This is a genomic window from Planctomyces sp. SH-PL62 (assembly GCF_001610895.1).
Lineage (GTDB): Bacteria > Planctomycetota > Planctomycetia > Isosphaerales > Isosphaeraceae > Paludisphaera.
The window spans coordinates 5,473,795-5,493,895 of record NZ_CP011273.1 but is presented as its reverse complement, the minus strand read 5'-3'; the positions used below and the strand labels follow the sequence as shown (position 1 = coordinate 5,493,895).

At 69.8% G+C, this 20,101-nt stretch carries 15 protein-coding genes; 7 read left to right on the top strand and 8 right to left on the bottom strand.

The annotated features are described in order from the left end of the window. Nucleotides 1–106: 106 nt before the first annotated feature. The 3 genes from VT85_RS21320 (at nt 107) to arsM (ending at nt 2,667) form a co-directional block, all read left to right on the top strand. Nucleotides 107–481 carry an ArsR/SmtB family transcription factor gene (locus VT85_RS21320; protein WP_068419845.1) on the top strand — a complete coding sequence of 125 codons (375 nt, stop codon included), beginning with the start codon at nt 107–109 and terminating at the stop codon, nt 479–481. Between the two features lie 93 nt (nt 482–574). Next, the gene (locus VT85_RS21315; RefSeq protein ID WP_068419843.1) at nt 575–1,300 is read left to right on the top strand and encodes a hypothetical protein; all 726 of its coding nucleotides are present in this window, start codon (nt 575–577) and stop codon (nt 1,298–1,300) included. 23 nt (nt 1,301–1,323) lie between these two features. After that, entirely contained in the window at nt 1,324–2,667 is a 1,344-nt protein-coding gene (arsM, locus tag VT85_RS21310) for an arsenite methyltransferase (protein ID WP_068419841.1), read from the top strand. A gap of 46 nt (nt 2,668–2,713) precedes the next feature. On the opposite strand, the gene VT85_RS21305 is transcribed toward arsM, so the two are convergent. Together VT85_RS21305 and VT85_RS21300 are read right to left on the bottom strand one after the other, a co-directional pair. Next, nucleotides 2,714–3,856, bottom strand: coding sequence for a VWA domain-containing protein (locus VT85_RS21305; RefSeq protein ID WP_068419839.1), 1,143 nt, complete (start codon nt 3,854–3,856; stop codon nt 2,714–2,716). 306 nt (nt 3,857–4,162) lie between these two features. Continuing rightward, on the bottom strand, nt 4,163–5,608 hold the full coding sequence (locus VT85_RS21300; protein ID WP_068419837.1) for a sigma 54-interacting transcriptional regulator: 1,446 nt from the start codon (nt 5,606–5,608) through the stop codon (nt 4,163–4,165). 216 nt (nt 5,609–5,824) lie between these two features. Between VT85_RS21300 and VT85_RS21295 the strand changes: the two genes are divergently transcribed. Next, nucleotides 5,825–6,814, top strand: a complete 990-nt coding sequence (locus VT85_RS21295) for a serine O-acetyltransferase (protein WP_068419835.1) — start codon at nt 5,825–5,827, stop codon at nt 6,812–6,814. A gap of 67 nt (nt 6,815–6,881) precedes the next feature. Here VT85_RS21295 and VT85_RS21290 read toward each other — a convergent pair whose 3' ends face one another. The 4 genes from VT85_RS21290 to VT85_RS21275 form a co-directional block, all read right to left on the bottom strand. Beyond that, entirely contained in the window at nt 6,882–7,433 is a 552-nt protein-coding gene (locus tag VT85_RS21290; protein ID WP_068419833.1) for a hypothetical protein, read from the bottom strand. Nucleotides 7,434–7,636: 203 nt separating this feature from the next. Then, the gene (locus VT85_RS21285) at nt 7,637–8,437 is read right to left on the bottom strand and encodes a class I SAM-dependent methyltransferase (RefSeq protein WP_068419831.1); all 801 of its coding nucleotides are present in this window, start codon (nt 8,435–8,437) and stop codon (nt 7,637–7,639) included. An 11-nt stretch (nt 8,438–8,448) separates the two neighbouring features. Further along, the gene (locus VT85_RS21280; protein WP_068419829.1) at nt 8,449–9,915 is read right to left on the bottom strand and encodes a glycoside hydrolase family 13 protein; all 1,467 of its coding nucleotides are present in this window, start codon (nt 9,913–9,915) and stop codon (nt 8,449–8,451) included. 75 nt (nt 9,916–9,990) lie between these two features. Then, nucleotides 9,991–12,336, bottom strand: a complete 2,346-nt coding sequence (locus VT85_RS21275) for a PHB depolymerase family esterase (RefSeq protein ID WP_068419827.1) — start codon at nt 12,334–12,336, stop codon at nt 9,991–9,993. Nucleotides 12,337–12,636: 300 nt separating this feature from the next. On the opposite strand from VT85_RS21275, the gene VT85_RS21270 reads away from it, so the two are divergent. Then, nucleotides 12,637–13,074, top strand: a complete 438-nt coding sequence (locus tag VT85_RS21270; protein ID WP_068419825.1) for a hypothetical protein — start codon at nt 12,637–12,639, stop codon at nt 13,072–13,074. A gap of 31 nt (nt 13,075–13,105) precedes the next feature. Here VT85_RS21270 and VT85_RS21265 read toward each other — a convergent pair whose 3' ends face one another. Beyond that, entirely contained in the window at nt 13,106–13,669 is a 564-nt protein-coding gene (locus tag VT85_RS21265; protein ID WP_068419823.1) for a J domain-containing protein, read from the bottom strand. A 280-nt stretch (nt 13,670–13,949) separates the two neighbouring features. Here VT85_RS21265 and VT85_RS21260 point away from each other — a divergent pair, with 280 nt between their 5' ends. Together VT85_RS21260 and VT85_RS21255 are read left to right on the top strand one after the other, a co-directional pair. Further along, nucleotides 13,950–16,487: a PSD1 and planctomycete cytochrome C domain-containing protein gene (locus VT85_RS21260; RefSeq protein ID WP_068419817.1), complete on the top strand. Its 2,538-nt coding sequence runs from the start codon at nt 13,950–13,952 to the stop codon at nt 16,485–16,487. A 21-nt stretch (nt 16,488–16,508) separates the two neighbouring features. Beyond that, nucleotides 16,509–17,927, top strand: coding sequence for a DUF1501 domain-containing protein (locus tag VT85_RS21255; protein ID WP_068419815.1), 1,419 nt, complete (start codon nt 16,509–16,511; stop codon nt 17,925–17,927). 635 nt (nt 17,928–18,562) lie between these two features. On the opposite strand, the gene VT85_RS21250 is transcribed toward VT85_RS21255, so the two are convergent. Continuing rightward, nucleotides 18,563–20,068: an RsmB/NOP family class I SAM-dependent RNA methyltransferase gene (locus VT85_RS21250; protein ID WP_068419813.1), complete on the bottom strand. Its 1,506-nt coding sequence runs from the start codon at nt 20,066–20,068 to the stop codon at nt 18,563–18,565. Nucleotides 20,069–20,101: the final 33 nt, after the last annotated feature.

Below are 20,101 nucleotides of genomic sequence, written 5' to 3'. Positions count from 1 at the left end.
AGCCGGCCGACGGATCTCGACGCCGCCGCGGCCGTGCTCGGACGAGCCGACTGCGACGGCTCGCCGTTGACGTTCCGGGCGGCGGGCTCTATATTCGCCTGGACGAATGAAGAACGCACGAGTCAGCACTCCCGGCCTCGACGATTCCGCCCGGACCTTGTCGGCGTTCGCGGACCCCGTGCGCCTGCGGCTGCTGAATCTGCTGGCCGGGGACCTCGAGGAGATCTGCGTCTGCCACCTGCACGGGGCGCTGGAGCTGCCGCAGCCGACCGTCTCCCGGCACCTGGCCTATCTCCGCAAGCACGGCCTCGTCGTCGGTCGCAAGGAAGGGCTCTGGGTCCATTACCGGCTGGCTCGCGCCGGTTCCGGGCTGCATCGCATCCTCCTGGGTTGTCTCGGCTCCTGCCTGGGCGATCCCGAGATTTTCGACGAGGATCGAAGGCGGCTCGAAGGGCTCCTGGGCTGCTGCGGCCGCTCCTAGCCGAATCTTTTTTTGCCCCTATATATTCGCCGAAGCGAATTCAATGGGCGTGGTCCCGAGGTCATTCGCCGACGCAGGCCGAGGAGCGAAACCATGAACGATCCAGCCGCCCCGATTCCAACGACTTCGTTCCGTCGTCCCCTGCCGCCGGCCCTCGCCGAGCACATCGGCGACCTGACGCGAGATCCCGAGCGGATCGCCGAGGCCCACCGCACGGCGGGGCGTGCACTGGCCGGATGGATCATCGAGAACTTCGAGGAAGGACGACCGCTCGGCGTCGTCGTGGTCTGCACGGGGAACAGTCGGCGGAGCATGCTCGGCTCGATCCTCGGCAACTGCGCCGCCGCCTACTTCGGCCTGCCCGAGGTCCGCTTCCACAGCGGGGGGACCGGCCCCACAGCCTTCAACCCCCGCACGATCGCCGCCCTGCGGCGGATCGGCGTCGAGGTCGAGACGACCGGCGAGGAGGCCGCGAGGGGCGAGCCGGGGGTCGCCAACCCCGTCTATCGCGTCCGATGGGGCTCGGCCGGAGGGCCGCCGATGGAGGTCGTCGAGTTCTCCAAGCGGTACGACGACCCGAGCAATCCCCGATCCGGCTTCGCCGCCCTGATGGTCTGCGACGAGGCCGACGCCGGCTGTCCGACGGTCCCCGGCGCGACCCTGCGGCTCTCCCTGCCGTTCGCCGACCCGAAGCGATACGACGACACGCCCGAGGAGGCCGCCCGCTACGACGAGAGCCGGGACGAGATCGGGAGGCTCATGGCGTGGGTGCTGGGCGAGGTCCGGCGGCGGCTGGACGGACGTCCGATGTCCGCATGAACGATTCTAGGGAGGATGATCCGATGTCCGAGACGATCACGAATGCGGTGAAGGGCAAGTACGGCTCCGTCGCGGCGAGCGGCCTTTCGAGCGACCACGCCGGGGTTCGGGCGGTGGCCGAGGCGTTCGGGTACAGCCCCGAGGAGTTGGCTTCGATCCCCGCCGAGGCCAACATGGGGCTCTCCTGCGGCAACCCCACCGCCACCGCCAAGCTCAGGGAAGGGGAGACGGTCGTGGACCTGGGGAGCGGCGGCGGGCTGGACGTCCTCCTGGCCGCCCGCAAGGTCGGGCCTTCGGGCCGGGCGATCGGCGTGGACATGACGCCCGAGATGATCGACCTGTCCCGTCGCAACGCCGAGAAGTCCGGCCTGGCGAACGTCGAGTTCCACCTGGCCCCCATCGATCGGCTCCCGCTGCCGGACGCCTCGGCGGACTGCGTGATCTCCAACTGCGTGATCAACCTCGCACCCGACAAGGCCGCCGTCTTCCGCGAGATCGCCAGGGTCCTCAAGCCGGGGGGCCGTCTCGCGGTCAGCGACATCGCCCTGAAGTGCGAATTGCCCCCGGAACTGGGGAACGACCTGATGGCCTACGTCGGCTGCATCGCCGGGGCGATCCCGATCGAGGAGTACGGCAAGGGGCTGGTCGAGGCGGGGTTCGCCCACGTCGAGGTGATCGACGGCGGGGCCGACCTGAACGCCTACGCCAAGGTCGAGAACCAGGCCGGCTGCTGCCCGCTCCCGGGCGAGCCGTCGGGCCTGCCCATCGCCGATTCGGGATGCTGCGCCGTGGGGCCTGCGGCCGTCGTGGACGAGGCGCTCCACGCCCGGCTCGCCGACCTCCTCCGCCGCTACGACGTGAACGACTACGCCGCCGGCGTGAAGGTCTTCGCCGTCAAGCCCGGGGCGATCCCGAACCGCCCGCCGGCGAAGGAGCCCGTCCCCGTTGCGGATGCGGCCGAGCCGGTGAAACTGCTGTCGGGCGGCAACCCGCAGATTGCGAAGGCGGACGGCGACGCCCCGGTGCAGGCCTACATCGCCGCGATGCCGGGCTGGAAGAGCGACCTCGGGAGGCGCCTCGACGAGATCATCGTGCGGATCGTGCCCGACGTGCGCAAGGCCGTGAGGTGGAACTCGCCGTTCTACGGCGTCGAAGGCCAGGGCTGGTTCCTGTCGTTCCACGTCTTGACCCGCTACGTCAAGGTGACCTTCTTCCAGGGCCTGTCGCTGCATCCGGTTCCCCCCGGCGGCACGCCGAAGAGCAAGGACGCACGCTGGATCGACATTTACGAAGGCGACCAGCTCGACGAGGCGCGAATGGCGTCGTGGGTGAAGCAGGCCGCCGCGTTGCCCGGCTGGATTCCTTGACGCGGCCTGCGCCAGGTTGAGACGAACCGCACAGGTCGAGCGGCGTTCAGGCGTGATAGCGCCGGGTGTGACGGCCGCCGACGAAGCTTTCGAAGACGAACTTGCCGAGGTCCTCGGCCGAGCAGTAGGCGGCGACGCCGTTGGAGACGCGGGCCATCTCCTGCACGAAGTTGACCAGGCCGAGGTAGAAGTAGTCCTCGATCAGGGCGTAGCTGGAGATCCGGATGCCCGCCGCGGCGCAGCGGCGGGCTTCGGCCAGGGTGTGGGCCGCGGTCTTCTCGGCCGGCGGATAGATCAGGACGACCTCCCGGCCCTCGATGTGCGCCGTGGGCTCGCCGTCGGTGATGACGATGATCTGCTTGTTCCCCGCCGGCTGGCGGATCAGGTGGTTGCGGGCCAGCCGCAGGCCGGCGTGGATGTTGGTGAAGTGCTGGGGGACGCGCCCCTTGGGCTGGTCCATGTCGAACCGCAGATGGATGCGGCTGTCGAACATGCTGACCGGCTTGGGGGCCGAGTTCAGCAGCTCGCGTTCGTTCATCTTGTTGGCGAACGTGTAGAACCCGATCATCTGGATCGAGTCTTGCGGGTACTGGGAGCGCACCATCGCCTGGAGCGCCAGGGCGACCTTCTTGGTCGTGTAGTACTTGCCGTAGCGTCCCATCGAGCCGCTCATGTCGATCAGGACGGCGGTGGCGCAGCGGGTCTGGTACTCGGTCTCGTGCACGACGTAATCGTCGGGCGTGAGGTGGATCGGCACACCGCCCCCCTGGCGGGTGTAGGCGTTCTTGAGCGTCTGGTGCATGTCGATGTTGGCGAGGGGGTCGCCGAAGACGTAGGGCCGGGTGTCTTCCAGCGAGACCGTCCCTTCGCCCTTCTGCTGGGTCTCGTGGCGGCCGAGCGCGTCGCGGTTGAAGGTCAGGAACAGCTCGTGGAGCGACTTGTCCTGGATCTTCCGCAGGCCCCTGGGCGTGACGCTCCAGCGGCCTTCCTCGTCGCGCTCGATGAGCCCTTCCTTCTGGATCATCTCGACGACTTCGGGCAGGTCGTCGTCGTCCACGTCGTCGAGGTTGCGCAGGACGTCCTCGCCGTACTGGAGCAGGTACTCGGAGATCTGCTCGAACAGCTTGTCCGCCGACTGGGGAAGGAACTCCTGCGAGCCGTCCCACTTCGAGTATTCGTAGTTCGACATGGGAGAACGAGCCTCGGGGAAGGGGGGCGTCGCCTGGGAGAGTGGAGCCGCGATCCGACCGGGCGTCGCGGCGATGGTTTTCGTGCTCGTCTTCCCCACTGGCGGGGGTAGACAGACCGCGCAGCGGTCAGATGAGGAGGGAGGACCAGTACGGAAGCTGCAGTCCTACCGCTCGAGACGCCGACGGCGTTTGCGCTCGTCTTCCCCCTCATCCGGCCCTTCGGGCCACCTTCCCCGCGAGGGGGGAAGGACTTTATGGTCGGTGTTCGTCGTCACCAGATTCCCCTAAGGGGGGCAAGGCTTTCGTCAGCGCTGGTACGACGTCCCGCCTCCCTTGGCGGATTTGTTGAGCTTGTTGTGGACGTGGAGGCCCTCGAGGATGAACTCGGCCGCGCTGGCGGCGGCGGCGAGCTTGGCCTCGGGGGTCTTGGCCTGGGGGACCAGCTCCGCGGCGGCCTCCTCGGCCCGCTTGCGGAGGCCGGGGACCTTGGCGATGCGGTCCAGGACGGCCTGGGAGCCGAGCATGTCGCCGGTCTCGAGCGTCTGGCCGGACTCGAAGTGCTGGACGATCGGCCGGAACTCGCGGACGTCGAAGTGGAGCAGGAAGACGTTCTTGACCGCCTCGTCGAGGATCCGCTGGATCAGCTTGTCCTCGTGGCCGTCCTCCTCGCTCATCGTCAGCTCCAGCTTCCCTCGCGAGCTGGAGAGCGCCGCGGCGAGGTCTCCCACGCGGGGGACGATCGCCGACTCCCGGTTCGCCAGCGCCCGGCGCTCGGCGTTCGAGACGACGTTCTCCAGGTTCGCGATCGACATCCGCACCGAGACGCCCGACTGCTGGTTGACGTGCGGCGAGGTCCTCGCCAGCCGCGACGCCTCCTCGACGACCTCCTTGATGTAGCCGGGGACGCTGGTCCCGCCCTCGGCCTCGCCGTCGCCGATGGAGCGGTCGAGCCAGGCGTTCTGGTCGTTGACGGCCATGCCGATCTCGCGAGTCAGCGGGTAGTGCGTCCGCACCACCGAGCCGATCCGGTCCTTCAGGGGCGTGACGATCCGGCCCCGGTTCGTATAGTCCTCCGGGTTCGCCGAGAAGACCAGGCAGAGGTCCAGCTCCAGTCGGATCGGGTAGCCCCGGATCTGGACGTCGCGCTCTTCCAGCACGTTGAACAGGCCGACCTGGATCTTGGGGGCGAGGTCGGGGAGCTCGTTGATGCAGAAGATCCCCCGGTTGGTGCGCGGGATCAGGCCGTAGTGCATCGTCGCCTCGCTCGAGAGGTAGCGGCCCTCGGCGTGCTTGATCATGTCGATCTCGCCGATCAGGTCGGCGATGGTGACGTCGGGCGTGGCGAGCTTCTCGTTGTACCGCTCCTCGCGGCCGATCCAGGCGACCGGCGCGTCGTCCCCCTTCTCGGCGATCAGGTCCCGCGCGTAGCGGGAGACCGGGTGGAACGGGTGGTCGTGGATCTCGGAGCCCTCGACGATCGGGGCCGCGTCGTCGAGGAGGTGGACGAGCTGGCGGAGCATCCGGGTCTTGGCCTGGCCGCGAAGGCCCAGGAAGAGCATGTCGTGGCGCGAGAGGATCGCGTTCTGGATCTGGGGGACGACCGTCTCTTCATATCCCAGGATGTTCGGGAACAGCGGCTCCCCGGATTGCAGCTTGCGGACGAGGTTGCGCCTCATCTCGTCCTTGACCGATTCCAGCCGATGCCCGCTCCGTCGCAGCTCGCCGAGCGTCCGGGGCCGATCCGTCGCCATCAATCGCCTGCCTCTCGAGATTCAACGTCGGGATGTCGATACGCGCGGGACCGAGGGGCTCCCGAGTCATGCTAGGGAGGGGGGCGGATCAAGTCAACGAATGCACGGGTGTGCGCAGGCGTGGCCGGGGTGGGCTCGCGTTGATTCGGCCGGCCGGGTTGCCGTAAGATGACGAAGGCGTGGGGGGGTGTGAGACGTCGGCGCGAAAGGCGGCCCATGGCGACGGAAGCGAACGCGAACGCGAATTCGAACGGGAAGCTCCGGGACTCGCTCCCCGACCTGACGAGCCGGATCGTCTCCACCTACAAGGGCTGCGAGTCGGTCAACCACCTGGGGCACTCGTCGCTGCCGAGCTACCGCGAGGTGGTCGAGATCCTCGGCGACCTCCGCGAAGTCCTCTTCCCGGGCTACGGCCGACGCCAGAACCTGCACATGGGGAACGTCGCCTACCACGTCGGCGACCTGATCGACGGCCTGTACGACCGCCTCTGCCAGCAGCTCACCCGCGCCTTCCAGCACGATTGCCAGGCCCGCGAGCCCCAGACCGCCTCCGAGGCCAAGGCCGAGGCCTACACGATCCAGTTCCTGGAGCGCATCCCCGAACTCCGCGAGACGGCCGGCGGGGACGTGAAGGCGGCCTTCGAGGGGGACCCGGCGGCCTCCAGCCTGGACGAGATCGTCTTCTGCTACCCCGGCGTCTCGGCCATCACCGTCTACCGCCTGGCGCACGAGCTGTACAACCTGGGCGTGCCCCTGATCCCCCGCATGATGACCGAGTACGCCCACGGCAAGACCGGGATCGACATCCACCCCGGCGCGCGGATCGGCCGCGAGTTCTTCATCGACCACGGCACCGGCGTCGTCGTCGGCCAGACGACGGAGATCGGCGACCGGGTGAAGATCTACCAGGGCGTCACCCTCGGCGCGCTCAGCTTCCCCCGCGACGAGGCCACCGGCGAGGTCGTCCGGGGCCGCAAGCGGCACCCGACCATCGAGCACGACGTGGTCATCTACGCCAACGCCACGATCCTCGGCGGTGAGACGACCATCGGCCACCACGCCGTCGTCGGCTCCTCCGCCTGGATCACCCGCAGCGTCGCCCCGTACACGACCGTCACCATCGAGAACCCCAAGCTCCGCTACCGCGAGAGCCCCGACGTCCGCCCCGACGACGCCTACCCCCAACGCCTCAACTACCAGATCTGACCCCGCCCCGCCCCGGACCGATCCGAAGCTCGAAAACCAGGGCGGGCCGGGCGAGCCCGCGCGGAAGTCAGGGGGCGACCGGGTAGTAGAAGTACGTGCCGGTCGCCGGATTGTAGTACAGCGGGTAACGGTAGCCGTCGCCCGGCTCATAGGTCTGGTCCGTCAGGTACGGGGCCGCGGCCGGCTGGCTCGCCGACGACGACACGTCACCCGCGTTGCTGTACGGGTCGAGGCCGTAGCCGTAGCCGCCGCCGTAAAGCCCGTTGCCGTAGCCGTAGCCGCCGCCGTAAAGCCCGTTGCCGTAGCCGTAGCCGCCGCCGTAAAGCCCATACCCGAGGAAGCCCAGGCCGCCGAAGCCGCCATATCCGCGGTAGCCGGACGCGCGGTAGCCGCCATACCCTCGGGTGCCGCCGTAGCCGCCGTAGCCGCCGCGGAATCCTCCTCCGTGGTAGCCGCCGCCCATGTGGCCGCCGCCCATGTGGCCGCCGCCCATGTGGCCCCCGCCGCCGTGGCCGCCGCCTCCTCCTCCATGCCCGGCCGAGACCGGCGTCATCGAGCACGCCATCATCATGAGCGCCACGGCCGCCGCTCTGGGGATGCTTCGAATCAAGTGGTTCATCGATGTCCTCCCAAGTTCTTGCAGACCTATGGAGGCGTTCCGGATCGAGATCCGGCACTCGTCCCACAGGTTCCGATACGGTGAGGGGACCGCGACTGGGCGAAGGTTTATGAAAAGATATTTAGAATGCTTGCGGGGCGATTCCATCGCCGCACACGGCCGGGCGTGGTGGCGACCGACCGCCTGAGCCTGGGGGCGACGGGTCAGGAGGTGCTCCCGAGGCGGGTCGCGAAGACGAGCCAGCCGCCGGCGCGGAGGCTGGGGAAGCGGCCGGGGGAGGGGATGGGCGCGGCGGTGACCTCGTCGAGCGGGATGGCCTCGTCGACCTGGAACCCGGCGCGTCGCAGCTCGCGTTTCAGCTCGCCCCAGCGATAGAGGTGGACTTCCATGCCGGGGATGCCGCGATAAGTCATCCGCCGGTCGCCGAAGTCGTCGCGGTTTCGGAGCAGCCCGAGCGCCTGGCGGACGAGCCATCTCCGGCCCTGGGCGTCGCGGAGGTTGAGCCAGAGGTTGTGCGCGTGCAGCGCCAGCCGTCCGCCGGGCTTGAGGACGCGGGCCGCCTCGCCGAGAGCCCGACGGCGGGCGTCCCGGCCCCGGATCATGCCGAGCGTGCTGAACATGGAGGTGGCGTAGTCGAAGCTCGCGGAGGGGAGGCAGCCCAGGTCGCAGAGGTTGGCCTGCACGGTCAGGAGCCGCGTCCCGGCCTCCTCCGCCTTGCGGCCGACGACTTCGAGCATCGGCCGGGCCAGGTCGATCGCGACGACCTCGAAGCCCCGGCCCGCGAACCGGATCGCGTGTCGACCCGCCCCGCAGCCCAGGTCGACGAGCCGGCCGGGGGGTCGGAACCGCCGGTCGAGCGCCTCGGCGTCGGCCTCGAACAGCGGGTGCCCGGCGAAGTAGGCGTCCTCCTCGGCGGCTAGCCGGGGCGTGTTCAGGTACTCCCATAAAGGCGCATTCACGCCCTGGGGGAGCCGCCAGGCGGGGGGCGGGCGTCGCATGCTCATCTGGTCCGTCCTCAAGAGCCGAGGGGCGTCGCCAGCACCTTGCCCGAGCGGGGGGGGAGTTCCAGGCCCCGGACGAGGCCGGACTCGACGACGGCGGCCTGGTGCGACCAGGGATCGGCCAGTTCGACGCCGTCGGCGACCTGATCGTGCACGGGGAGGTCGAGCCGCCGGGGCGTCGTCCCGGCGTTGAACGCGACGAGGACCGTCTCCTCGCCCAGCTTCCGGGCGTGGGCGAAGACGTCGCCGTCGGCGTGGAGGACCCGGAACGATCCCCGACGGAGCGACGGGCGGGAACGCCGCAGGGCGGTCAGGCGCTGGAACTCGTGGAGCAGGTCCCGGTTCCAGGCTGCGGGCTGGTCCCAGGGGAAGGCCCCGCGGTTGGCCGGGTCGTGGCCGCCGCTCAGGCCGATCTCGTCGCCGTAGTAGATCGAGGGGGCGCCGAGGTACGTCATCTGGAACAGGGTCGCCAGCCGCAGCGCGGAGACGTCCCCGCGCGCCAGGGTGACGAACCGGGCCATGTCGTGGCTCCCCAGCAGGTTGAGCATGGCGGCGGTGGTCTCGGGGGCGTAGATCCCGTGCAGCCGCTCGATCGAGCGGGCGAACGACTCGGCGCCGGGCTCGGGGATCGGGTGCAGGCTCGTCCGCTGCAACTCCGGCAGGTCGACCTCGCCGCGTGTGAAGAAGGCGAGGCAGGCGCGGGTGAAGTGGTAGTTCATCACCGCGTCCCACATGTCGCCGTGGAGCCAGCGCTGGGCGTCGGTCCAGACCTCGCCGACGATGTAGGCCTCGGGGTTGGCCCGGCGCACCCGGCGTCGGAACTCGCGCCAGAACTCGTCGTCCTCGATCTCGTTGGCGACGTCCAGCCGCCAGCCGTCGATGCCGAATTCGATCCACTTGACGGCGACGTTGAAGAGGTATTCCCGGACCTCCGGGTTCTGGATGTTGAATTTGGGCAGGGCGGGGAGGTTCCACCAGGCCTCGTAGTTCGGGGAGACTTCCAGGTGATAGGCGTTGACGGGGAACCCGCTGACCTTGAACCAATCGACGTAGGCGGAGTCCGGCCCGTTCTCCAGGATGTCGTGGAACGGGAAGAACCCCCGGCTGGCGTGGTTGAACACGCCGTCGAGCACCACCTTCATCCCCCGCTCGTGGGCGGCGTCGAGGAGCCTGCGGAGCGCGGCGTCCCCCCCCAGCATGGGGTCGACCTTCTCATAGTCGTGGGTGTGGTAGCGATGGTTCGACGCCGACTGGAAGACCGGCGTGAAGTAGATGGCGTTGACGCCCAGCTCCTGGAGGTAGTCCAGGCGCTCGGCGACGCCGACCAGGTCGCCCCCCTGGTAGCCGTTGTAGGTCGGCGGCGATCCCCACGCTTCCAGGTTCGGAGACTTCGGCACGCTCAGGCTGCGCGCGAAGCGATCGGGGAAGATCTGGTAGAAGACGGCGTCGCGGACCCAATCCGGCGTATCTGGTCGTTCCATCGTGGCGAGGCGCTCCGGAGCTTCGGCGGGTTTCGATTCGTTTCCAGATTCAGCGATCGGTCTTATTCTAACAAATCATCCGACTTCGATCTTCACCCAGTACATCTGGCCTCGGTCCCCACGGATCCGCAGGTCTTCCAGCAGGGGTTTCAGCTCCAGCCGGGGCTGGTCCTTGTACAGGGGCTTTCGGTTGACCCGGACTTCCAGCTTGCGCTTGAAGTCGACGAGTTCGGGGCTGAGCCAGACGTCCAGCCTGCCGACGCCGCTGACGGTCAGGTCGACGAGGTTGCTGAGGGTGCTGGTCCGCATCTTGAGGGTGGCGGGGTTGAGGTTGCGGCCCAGCGGCTCGACCGCCTCGGCGGCGGTGGTCCGGCCCTCGGCGAAGCTCTCGACGACGATCCCGTGGCGGCGGTCGTCGCAGATCCGGGCCGTCGAGACCTCGAATTCGCGGGGGTAGGGGTCGCGGCGGCGAGGCTCCATCCAGTCGAAGAAGGTGGGGATCTCCTCGGGGAACTCCTCCAGGCCGCGACGGTTCAATTCCATGTAGGTGACGTCCCAGACCTTGAGGATCATGGGCTTGGCGTAGTTGCCGTAGACGACCTCGTTGGCGGCCGGGGCCAGGTCGCCCATCATGCAGAGCAGGGGGAGCCGCTCGTGCTGGGAAAGGCTGCGCGGGACGTACTTGGCCGGGAAGCCCGAGACCACGACCGCGCCGGCGAACAGGTCGGGGTGGCCCAGGCCCAGGTCCCACGCCATGTTGCCGCCGGCGAGCTGGCCCGCCACGAAGACGCGATCGGGGTCGATGGCGTAGCGCTTCCGGGCGTCGCGCAGGGCCAGCTCCGCGGCGGCGTGCTCGCCGGGGGTGTACTGGTATTCGGTCGCCCCTTCGGTCGTCCCGTATTCGGGCGCGATCAGGATGTAGCCGCGACGCGCCGCCTCGGCCTCCCACTGGTCGACGGCCGCTTGCGGACCCGTCCCCGAGTGCAGGAGCAGGACCGCCGGGTACGACCGCAGGGGGTGATACTCCGGGGGGAGCTTGGCGAGGTAGTGGGTGGGGATCGAGTCCTCGGCGTCGACCACGTTGGCCACGGCCCCTCCCGCCTTCTCGTCGGCCGGGCGTCGCAGCGGCGGGGGCATGAGTCGGCAGAGCCGCTCGGCCAGCTCCAGGCGCGCGTAGCCCGGCGTCTCGGGGGAGGCGTCGGGCCAGGCCAGGTCGTCGAGCCGGGCGAGCGTCTCCTCGCGGGAGACCTCGTCGCCGGGGTCGCTGGTCAGGTAGGCGGAGATCTGGTCGCGGGCCTGCCAGAGGACGTCCGCCGCGTCCAGGTCGGCGACGGCCGCGTCCTGGCCGACGACGTATCCCGACATCGCCAGCGCGAGCTGGGCCGCCTCCGTCGGGCTCGATTCGGCCCGGGTCTTGCGCCAGGCGGCCAGGCGGTCGCGGACGGCGTCGGGGGCCTCGGCCATCGCTCTCTGGACCTCGGCAAGCCGGGTTTTCCAGACGGCGTGGACCGTGGGCGCCAGCTTCAGCTCGATCCGCCGCAGGTCGTTGCGCACCGTCTGGTCGGCCTGGGCCTGGTCCTCGTCGCGGCGGACGATCTCGCGGACTTCCACCTGGAGTTCGGTGGGGACCTCCGGGCCGTCGAACGTCTTCAGGAGCCTCGCGGCCTCGCGGGGCCTCCGGGCGCGTCGAAGCGCGTCCACGTCCGACCGCCGCTGGGTGGCCTCGGCCTGGACGATGAACTGGCGGGCGCTCCCGGCCCGCTCGCTCAGGTCGCTGCCGGGGAAATCCTTGATGAGACGGTCGAGCTCGGCCTTGGCCTCGGGGTACCAGCCGGCGCCCAGGAGGAACCGGACCACCCGCTCGCGCTCCCCCTGGTTCTCTTCCTCGACCCGATGCAGCAGGCTCATGAGGACCGGCCGAGGGACCGATTCCGTGGCGGCCTGGCCCTGCCAGAAGCCGTCGACCCCCCGGTATCGGACGACGTGGGGGGTGATCTCATTGATCGCCTGCTCCATCGTCACGGGCTTCCCGGACCGCCCGACGTACCGGAACCGCCGCCGTCCCTTCTCGTCCCAGGGCTCGGCGGACACGCTCAGCACGTCCTTCGGCATGATCCCGGCGTGGACCGTCATCGGCTGCACGAGCGAGAACTTCTCACCCGTGCGGAGGACGCTGTCCGGGACCACCCGCTCGACCTTCGAATCGCGGACGACGATCTTCTTGACGCCGTCCCAGAGGTACAGCAGCGTGTTGTCGCGATCCGGGGCCGCGAGCGTCCGGTAGCTCACGCCGTTCTTCATCACCACGGTGTCGGCGCGGGCGGCGAGGCCCGCCCCGACCGCGACGGCGACCGCGACCGCGATGGCGATCGGCCGCCTCGCGCCGCCGCCCGCCTGGACTCCCGTCGAGGATTCGTGCATCAATGGCCGCCTCCCTGAGCTCGTCCCGATCCCCGCCGAAGCCCTTCGGCACCCCCGCAATCCTCTAGCATAGCCGACGCCGCCGCCCGGCGTCCCCTCAGGATGCGGCGGGTTCCTCCGGTCTTGAGAGACGTCGCGGTTGTCGGTGATAGACGGACGCTCCGCGGGGCTCCGATATTCGACCTTGCGCCCCGACGGCCCGTGCGTTCGGTCGAAACGCGGGCTGGCGGCGCGAGCCGCTCGGGCGTACCCTCGAAGCTTGGACCCCACCGGCGAGGCCCCGACGCGACGAGGCGTACGATGTCCGACCAGCCCATCAAGTTTCGATGCTATCGCTGCGGCAAGCTGCTCGGCGCCTCGGCCCGACGCGCGGGAGCCGTCGCCACCTGCCCCCAGTGCCGCGCCGAGATTCAGGTCCCCGAGCCCGGGGCCGGGTCCGAAGCCGAGCCGGTCGACCCGGCGCCCCTCCCCGAAATCGACCTCCTCAGCCCCGAGGAAATCCGCGTCGAGCCCGAATTCGCCGCGATCGTCTCCCCGAGCCCCGCCCCCGGCGATCCGGTCATCCCCGCGATTCGTTACGATCCCTCCCCCATCCGCCCGGCCGCCCCCTCCGTCCCACGACCGGCCGACGTCGTCCTGGCCCCGGCCGTCGTCCTGGCGTGGTCGCTCCTCGTCCTGGCGGCCGTCCCGCTGGCCTTCCTCGCCGGCCTGCTCCTGGGCCATTTCGTCTGGAAGTGACGGCCGCCGGCCTCGAAGGCCGTCGGGGTTTTCAGCCGGCCTCGTTCGCGCGGGGAGGCCGGCCCCGCGAGGCGCCGAGGGAGCGGAGGGCCGCCTCGTAGGCGTTGTTCAACGCGGCCATCGCCTCGTGGCTGCCGCCCCGGTCGGGGTGGATCTCGACGGCCTTGCGACGATAGGCGGCCTTGACCTGGGCGACCGTGGCCCCGGCGCCCAGGCCGAGCACGGCCAGGCCGTCGGCCGCCGCGCGAGGCGTCGCGCGGGGGCGTCGGGGACGTCCGCCGGCGACGGCTTCCGCGACCCTCGCCCTGAGCCATTCCTCGTCGATCGCCGCGCCGCCGCCGGAGGCCCGCCGCAACGCCCTGGCGACCTTCCGGGACAGTTCCTCGCGGGCCGCCGCGCCCCCGCGCCCGATCTTCGATTCGGCCAGGATCTCGTCCAGCTTGACCAGCGCTTCCCACATCGCCTGGGCGGCCTCGCGCGTCGCGTGCGTCCCCAGCTTGTAGATCGTCCGGTGCTTGGCCCATCGCCCTTCGCGATAGCTCTCCACGACCGTCCAGGAGGTCCGACCGCCGGAGTTGCTGGAACGCAGGAACATCAACCGCCCTCATCGACGATGCGAGACCCACCGGGCCGGATTCCCATGAACCCGGAGCTTCCGATTAAGCCAGAAGCCCGGCGGGAGTTCCAGGCTTCCTCCCGCCCGGTTCGGCCCGGACGGCGTCGTCGGAGAGAGACGCCCGGGTTTTTTCGCTTTACCTGGGCGAGATCCTGGACGATGATCGATCATGGACGCGTGCGGCTTCTCCTCCCCGCCGTCTCGTCCCGATCCTCACCGGACAGCGACCCGCCCCATCCCGCCAAGTGATGAGATCGCCATGATTATCACGCCCAACGGTCCTTGGAACGATCCCGGCGCGCCCGCCGCGAGGGGACTTCGAACGAAGGGGCTCCCCGCGTGTCTGGTCGTCGCGGCCCTGGCGATGATCGCAGGTGCGGCCGAGGCCGCCCAGCCGGACCCGGAAGGGGTCGCGTTCTTCGAGAAGAACGTCCGGCCGCTGCTCGTCGAGCATTGTTATTCCTGCCACTCGGCGGAAGGCAAGCGGATCAAGGGGAACCTCCGGCTCGACGATTCGGCGGCCTGGCTGGTCGGCGGCGACCTCGGCCCGGCGGTCGTGCCCGGAGACCCGGCCGAAAGCCTGCTGATCACGGCGGTCGGCTACAAGGACGAATCGCTCCTGATGCCCCCGAAGGGGAAGCTCGACGATCGCCAGATCGACGTGCTGACCCGTTGGGTCGAGATGGGCGCGCCCGCCCCCGAATCGATCGCGGCGACCGCCTCGAAGCCCGAGGCCGCGACCGATCCGGGGCAGGGGGCCTGGGCCTTCCGTCCTCCCGCCGACCCGACGCCCCCCGCGGTCTCGGCGTCGGACCCGGCGTCGACCCCGCCCGGCGACGACCTCGATCGGTTCATCCTGGCCCAACTGGAGGCCCAGGGCCTCAAGCCGGCGCCGCCGGCCGACAAGCCCACCCTGATCCGACGCGCGACCTTCGACCTGACGGGGCTGCCGCCGACCCCCGAGGAGATCGACGCCTTCCTGGCCGACGACGCCCCGGACGCGTTCGAACGGGTCGTGGAACGCCTGCTCGCCTCCCCCCACTACGGCGAGCGCTGGGGACGGCACTGGCTCGACGTCGCCCGCTACGCCGACTCGAACGGCCTGGACGAGAACGTGGCCCACGGCAACGCCTGGCGGTATCGCGACTACGTCGTCGCCGCGTTCAACCGCGACAAGCCTTACGACCAGTTCATCGTCGAGCAACTGGCCGGCGACCTGCTCCCGAAGACCGACCCCGTCGAGGTCCAGCATGAGCGGCTGATCGCCACCGGCTTCCTCACCCTCGGGCCGAAGGTGCTGGCCGAGGTCGACAAGACGAAGATGGAGATGGACATCATCGATGAGCAGATCGACACCCTGGGCCGCGCCGTCCTCGGCCTGACCCTGGGCTGCGCACGCTGCCACGATCACAAGTTCGACCCGATCACCGCGGCCGATTATTACGCCCTCGCCGGGGTCTTCAAGAGCACGAAGACGATGGAGAGCTTCGCGACCGTCGCCCGTTGGCACGAGAACACCATCGCCACCGAGCCCGACCTGGCCCGCAAGGCCGCCCACGACGCCGAGGTCGCCGCCGCCAGGGCCGAGATCGACCGCCTGGTCGCCGCCGCCGACGAGCAGGTCCGCGCCGGGAAGGCGGAAGGCGCGACCCTCCCGGAGAAGCTCGAGCCCCTCTACCCCGAGGAGACCCGCGCCCGGATCGTCAAGCTGCGGGCCGACCTGGCCGCGCTGGAGAAGGCCGCGCCCGTGATGCCGTCGGCGATGGGGGTCGCCGAAGGAACCCCCACCGACGTGGCCGTCCACATCCGGGGAAGCCACCTGGCGCTGGGAGCGGTCGTCCCTCGTCGCGCGCCCCAGGTCTTCAACGAGGCCTCTCCGACGAGCTTCGGCGGCACCCAGAGCGGACGTCTGGAACTGGCCCGATGGCTCGTCGAGCCGGATCATCCCCTGACCGCCCGGGTCATGGTCAACCGCATCTGGCGCTGGCATTTCGGCCGCGGCCTGGTGAGCACCACCGACAACTTCGGCGTCAACGGCGCCCTGCCGACCCACCCCGAACTGCTGGACTGGCTGGCTCGCCGCTTCGTCGATGGGCGCTGGTCGATCAAGGCGATGCACCGGCTCATCATGCTCTCGGCGACCTATCAGATGAGCAGCGACGCCGACCCGCAGGCGCTCCAGAAAGACCCGGAAGACCGCCTCTACTGGCGATGGGACGTCCGCCGCCTGGAGGCCGAGGAGATCCGCGACGCCCTGCTGGCCGTCAGCGGCGCCCTCGACGAGACGATGGGCGGCTCGCTGCTCCAGGTAGAGAATCGCGCCTACTTCTTCGACCACACGTCGCGCGACAAGACCGGCTACGACACCCGGCGCCGCTCGCTCTACCTGCCGATCGTCCGCAACCACCTGTACGACATGTTCCAGCTCTTCGACTCCACCGACGCCAACGTCATGAACGGCGACCGGGCCACCACCACCGTGGCGCCCCAGGCCCTCTTCATGATGAACAGCGACCTGGTCATCCAGTCGGCCCGCGAGCTGGCCGCCGACCTCCTCGCCCGCCCCGAGTCGGACGACGCCGACCGGCTCCGCCGGCTCTACCAGCGGACTTACGGCCGGACCCCGACGACCGACGAGTCGCGGCGGGACCTCGCGTTCCTCGACAGGTTCGAACGCCTCCCGCACGACGGGCCCGGCGGATCGGGCGGATCGAAGGGCGAGCCGAGCCGACCCGAAGCCTGGCAGGCGCTCTGCCAGGTGATCCTGGCCTCGAATGAGTTCGTGTACATCCGATAATCCCGGACGAAAGGTCGTGACATGGACCAACACTCGCGACGGTTCGTCTCCCGCCGTCGGATGCTCCAGACGTGCGCCACGGGGTTCGGCTCCCTGGCGATGGCGGCGATGTTCGCCGACGAGAAGGCCCGGGCGGACTCGGCCGGCCCGCTGGCGCCGCGAGCCCCCCACTTCCCGGCCCGCGCCAAGCGGGTCATCTTCCTGTTCATGAAGGGGGGCCCCTCGCACGTCGACACCTTCGACTACAAGCCGAACCTCCAGCGCGACGACGGCAAGCCGCTCCCCTTCGACAAGCCCCGGGTCCAGTTCGCCCCCACCGGAATGCTGCTGGGCTCCCCCTGGAAGTTCCGGCCTTACGGCGAGAGCGGGATCCTGGTCAGCGACCTCTTCCCGAACGTCGCCCAGTGCGTGGACGACCTCTGCATCATCAACTCCCTGCACGGCACCAACGCGGCCCACGGCGGCGCCCTGCTCAAGCTCCACACCGGCAGCGACAACTTCGTCCGGCCGAGCATGGGCTCCTGGATCACCTACGGCCTGGGGACCGAGAACCAGAACCTGCCGGGCTTCCTCACCATCTGCCCGACCCTGGCCCACGGCGGCGTCTCCAACTGGAGTTCCGCCTTCCTGCCCGCCCCCTACCAGGGCACGCCCCTGGGCAACGCCGGAGTCCCCGCGAAGGAGGCCCGGGTCAAGTTCATCCAGAGCCCCCGGTTCTCCGCCGCCGAGCAGCGGGCCCAGCTCGACCTGCTCGCGGAGATCAACCGCGAGCAACTGGAGCAGACCGGCCCCGACCCCAAGCTGGAAGGCCGCCTGGAGTCGTTCGAGCTGGCCTTCCGGATGCAGACCGAGATGCCGGAGATCCAGGACATCTCCGACGAGTCGCCCGCCACCCTCAAGGCGTACGGCCTCGACGACCCCGTCACCGAGAACTTCGGCCGCCAGTGCCTCCTCGCCCGCCGCTTCGCCGAGCGCGGAGTCCGGTTCGTACAGGCCACCCACAGCAACGCCGCCGTCCAGTGGGACCAGCACGGCGACCTCAAGAACGGCCACGAGCAGAACGCCCGCGAGGTCGACCGGCCGATCGCGGCCCTGCTCCGCGACCTCAAGGCCCGGGGGCTACTCCAGGATACGCTGGTACTCTGGGGGGGCGAATTCGGAAGGACCCCGACCGCCCAGGGGAAGGACGGCCGCGACCACAACCCCGAAGGCTTCACCATGTGGATGGCCGGCGGCGGCGTGAAGGGGGGCGTCCAGTACGGCGCCACCGACGACTACGGCTACTACGCCGTCCAGAACAAGGTCCACATCCACGACCTGCACGCCACGATCCTCCACCTGATCGGGCTCGACCACGAGAAGCTGACCTACCGCTACGCCGGCCGCGACTTCCGCCTCACCGACGTCGCCGGCCATGTCGTCGACGACATCCTCGCCTGAACTCCCCCAGGGCCCCTTCCGGCGCGAAGCCCGGCGCGCGACGCGCCGGGCTCGTCCGCCCAGATGGCCGACAAGCGAGAAACGTCGCTGAGATCCGATATGACGACACGTTCCCATGCTCAACCGAGCATGAAGCATCCACCCCGGCCGGGCCCGGGGGGGGAAACGCGAAGAGCCGCCTTGCGGCGGCTCCTGTCGCGAGTGACCGGGGTGGGGCTCGAACCCACGACCAACGGATTAACCTACCTCATCGGCTTTCACCGACCACCGGCCCCGGGGGGTCGGCTTGATGGTCTGGACTATCTCTTCGCCATCGCAGGCGTGCCGCGTCTAGTCTCTGAGGCTGGGGCCGAGGATCCCTCGGCGCCTTGCCTGCTGATGGCCCAATCCCCTCGCTTTTCGAACCGTCACGATCGCCGTCGCCGGCCGCGTTGTGGTGCGAGGGGCTCTGAGGGCGTTCCAGCAAATAGCGGCATTCACTCGTCGCGGTTGTGCGTCTTCCCGCGCGAGGCTCCTATTTCGCGGCCGAGGCCGCGCTTGAAGTCCGTTGCTCTACCGACTGAGCTACCCGGTCGCGAGTTGTCAAAGACCTCATCAGAGTACGATCTCCGGGCCGGTTCGTCCAGCCCGAGAGGTCACGAAGGGGGCTGGTTCTTCCCGGTCGTCCTGGTCGGCGGGGTGGCGGACGGCTTGGCGGTGCGGACCAATCGGGCGATGAAGCGGGCCTCGCAGTCGTGGGTCTGGGGCCAGAGCTGGAGCATGCCGGTGGTCTCGCCGTCTTCCAGCGGGTGCGGGAACGGGTCGAGTCGGAAGTCGGGCGATTCTTCGAGGAACTCGTTGATGAGGCCCTGGGTCTCGCGGAGGGTCACGGTGCCGACGGTGTAGACCAGGGTCCCGCCGGGGCGGACGGCCGTCGCGGCGAGGGCCAGGAGCTTCTTCTGGCGGGCGACGAGTTCGGGGAGCTGGTCGGCCTTGATGATCCAGCGGACCTCGGGGTGGCGGCGCCACGAGCCGACCCCGGAGCTGGGGGGGGCGACGAGGACGCCGTCGAAGCTCTCGGGCTTGCCGGGGGGGCGTCGGCCGTCCCAGGTCTTGGCGGCCACGTTGGTGTAGGGGCTGGAGCGGAGCCGCTTGACGGCGGAGAGGCGGGACGGCTCGTGCTCGAAGGTCGAGATGATGGTCCCCTTGCCGGCCATCTCGTCGGCCAGGCCCAGGGCGAAGAGCCCCGCGCCGTCGCCCACGTCCCACCAGCGTTCGCCGGGGTCGGGGTCGCAGACCTTGGCCACGGCTTGCGAGCCCAGGTCCTCGACGAGCAGGGAGCCGGTCTGGAACGACTCCAGGCGGCGGAGGTCGGCGTCGCGCTCGAGCCGGGCGGCCGACTCGATCTTGCGCTGGACCCAGGGCTTGAGGCCGTCCTCGTGGAGTTCGTTCCAGACGTCCTTGGGGGGCCTGCCGCGGACGGCGACCCACAGCGAGGGGGGGGCCTGGACGGCGTGGAGGAAGTGGAGCTTGCGGATCTTGGCCGACTCCTCTCCCGGGGGGAGCGGCAGTTCGTCGCGGAGCCAGTTCGGGAAGGGCATCCAGGGGTCGGCGGCGACGGTGCGGCCGGCGACGAACCGCTTCAGGGTCTCGGCGCGGGCCGTCCAGTTGGGGGCGTCGCCGCCGGAGAAGAGGCGGCTGGGGTCGCGGCCGGAGCGGCTGGCCCAGAGCCGGGGGACGGCCGGCAGGTCGGGGGCGTCGAGCAGCCAGGCCAGCAGGAGCTGCTCCTCGACGTGCACGAGCTTGAGGGGCTCGATCCAGCCCCACCAGCGCACCAGCGAGGCGAGGGATCGGTTGATCATCATGCGGTCGGACCGAGTGGACTTCTTCTTGGCCTCGTCGCCCTGGGCGTCGACGATCGCCGATTCGAGCCGCTTGCCGCGGTCCAGGACGTCGCGGAGGACCTTGGGGGCGATGGTGGCGATCAGGCCGGCGAGGACCGGCATGGTCTTACCGCGCGGGGCGGTCTTGAAGGTCGGCCGTCCGCCCGGGGGCTTCGGGCGGTCGCCGGAGGCCGTCTTGGGGCGGGGCCGCCCTCCCGGCGGCTTCGAGCCGGGCGACGAGGAGCGGTGGCGAGGGGGACGCGAGTCTCTGCGGGGCATGGTCGGGACGACCTCGGGAGGGAAGGGCCGGTC

Excerpts from the sequence above, each read along its gene's own strand:
- VT85_RS21320 (WP_068419845.1), top strand. The coding sequence starts at position 107 with ATGAAGAACGCACGAGTCAGCACTCCCGGCCTCGACGATTCCGCCCGG.
- VT85_RS21315 (WP_068419843.1), top strand. The coding sequence starts at position 575 with ATGAACGATCCAGCCGCCCCGATTCCAACGACTTCGTTCCGTCGTCCC.
- arsM (WP_068419841.1), top strand. The coding sequence starts at position 1,324 with ATGTCCGAGACGATCACGAATGCGGTGAAGGGCAAGTACGGCTCCGTC.
- VT85_RS21305 (WP_068419839.1), bottom strand. The coding sequence starts at position 3,856 with ATGTCGAACTACGAATACTCGAAGTGGGACGGCTCGCAGGAGTTCCTT.
- VT85_RS21300 (WP_068419837.1), bottom strand. The coding sequence starts at position 5,608 with ATGGCGACGGATCGGCCCCGGACGCTCGGCGAGCTGCGACGGAGCGGG.
- VT85_RS21295 (WP_068419835.1), top strand. The coding sequence starts at position 5,825 with ATGGCGACGGAAGCGAACGCGAACGCGAATTCGAACGGGAAGCTCCGG.
- VT85_RS21290 (WP_068419833.1), bottom strand. The coding sequence starts at position 7,433 with ATGAACCACTTGATTCGAAGCATCCCCAGAGCGGCGGCCGTGGCGCTC.
- VT85_RS21285 (WP_068419831.1), bottom strand. The coding sequence starts at position 8,437 with ATGAGCATGCGACGCCCGCCCCCCGCCTGGCGGCTCCCCCAGGGCGTG.
- VT85_RS21280 (WP_068419829.1), bottom strand. The coding sequence starts at position 9,915 with ATGGAACGACCAGATACGCCGGATTGGGTCCGCGACGCCGTCTTCTAC.
- VT85_RS21275 (WP_068419827.1), bottom strand. The coding sequence starts at position 12,336 with ATGCACGAATCCTCGACGGGAGTCCAGGCGGGCGGCGGCGCGAGGCGG.
- VT85_RS21270 (WP_068419825.1), top strand. The coding sequence starts at position 12,637 with ATGTCCGACCAGCCCATCAAGTTTCGATGCTATCGCTGCGGCAAGCTG.
- VT85_RS21265 (WP_068419823.1), bottom strand. The coding sequence starts at position 13,669 with ATGTTCCTGCGTTCCAGCAACTCCGGCGGTCGGACCTCCTGGACGGTC.
- VT85_RS21260 (WP_068419817.1), top strand. The coding sequence starts at position 13,950 with ATGATTATCACGCCCAACGGTCCTTGGAACGATCCCGGCGCGCCCGCC.
- VT85_RS21255 (WP_068419815.1), top strand. The coding sequence starts at position 16,509 with ATGGACCAACACTCGCGACGGTTCGTCTCCCGCCGTCGGATGCTCCAG.
- VT85_RS21250 (WP_068419813.1), bottom strand. The coding sequence starts at position 20,068 with ATGCCCCGCAGAGACTCGCGTCCCCCTCGCCACCGCTCCTCGTCGCCC.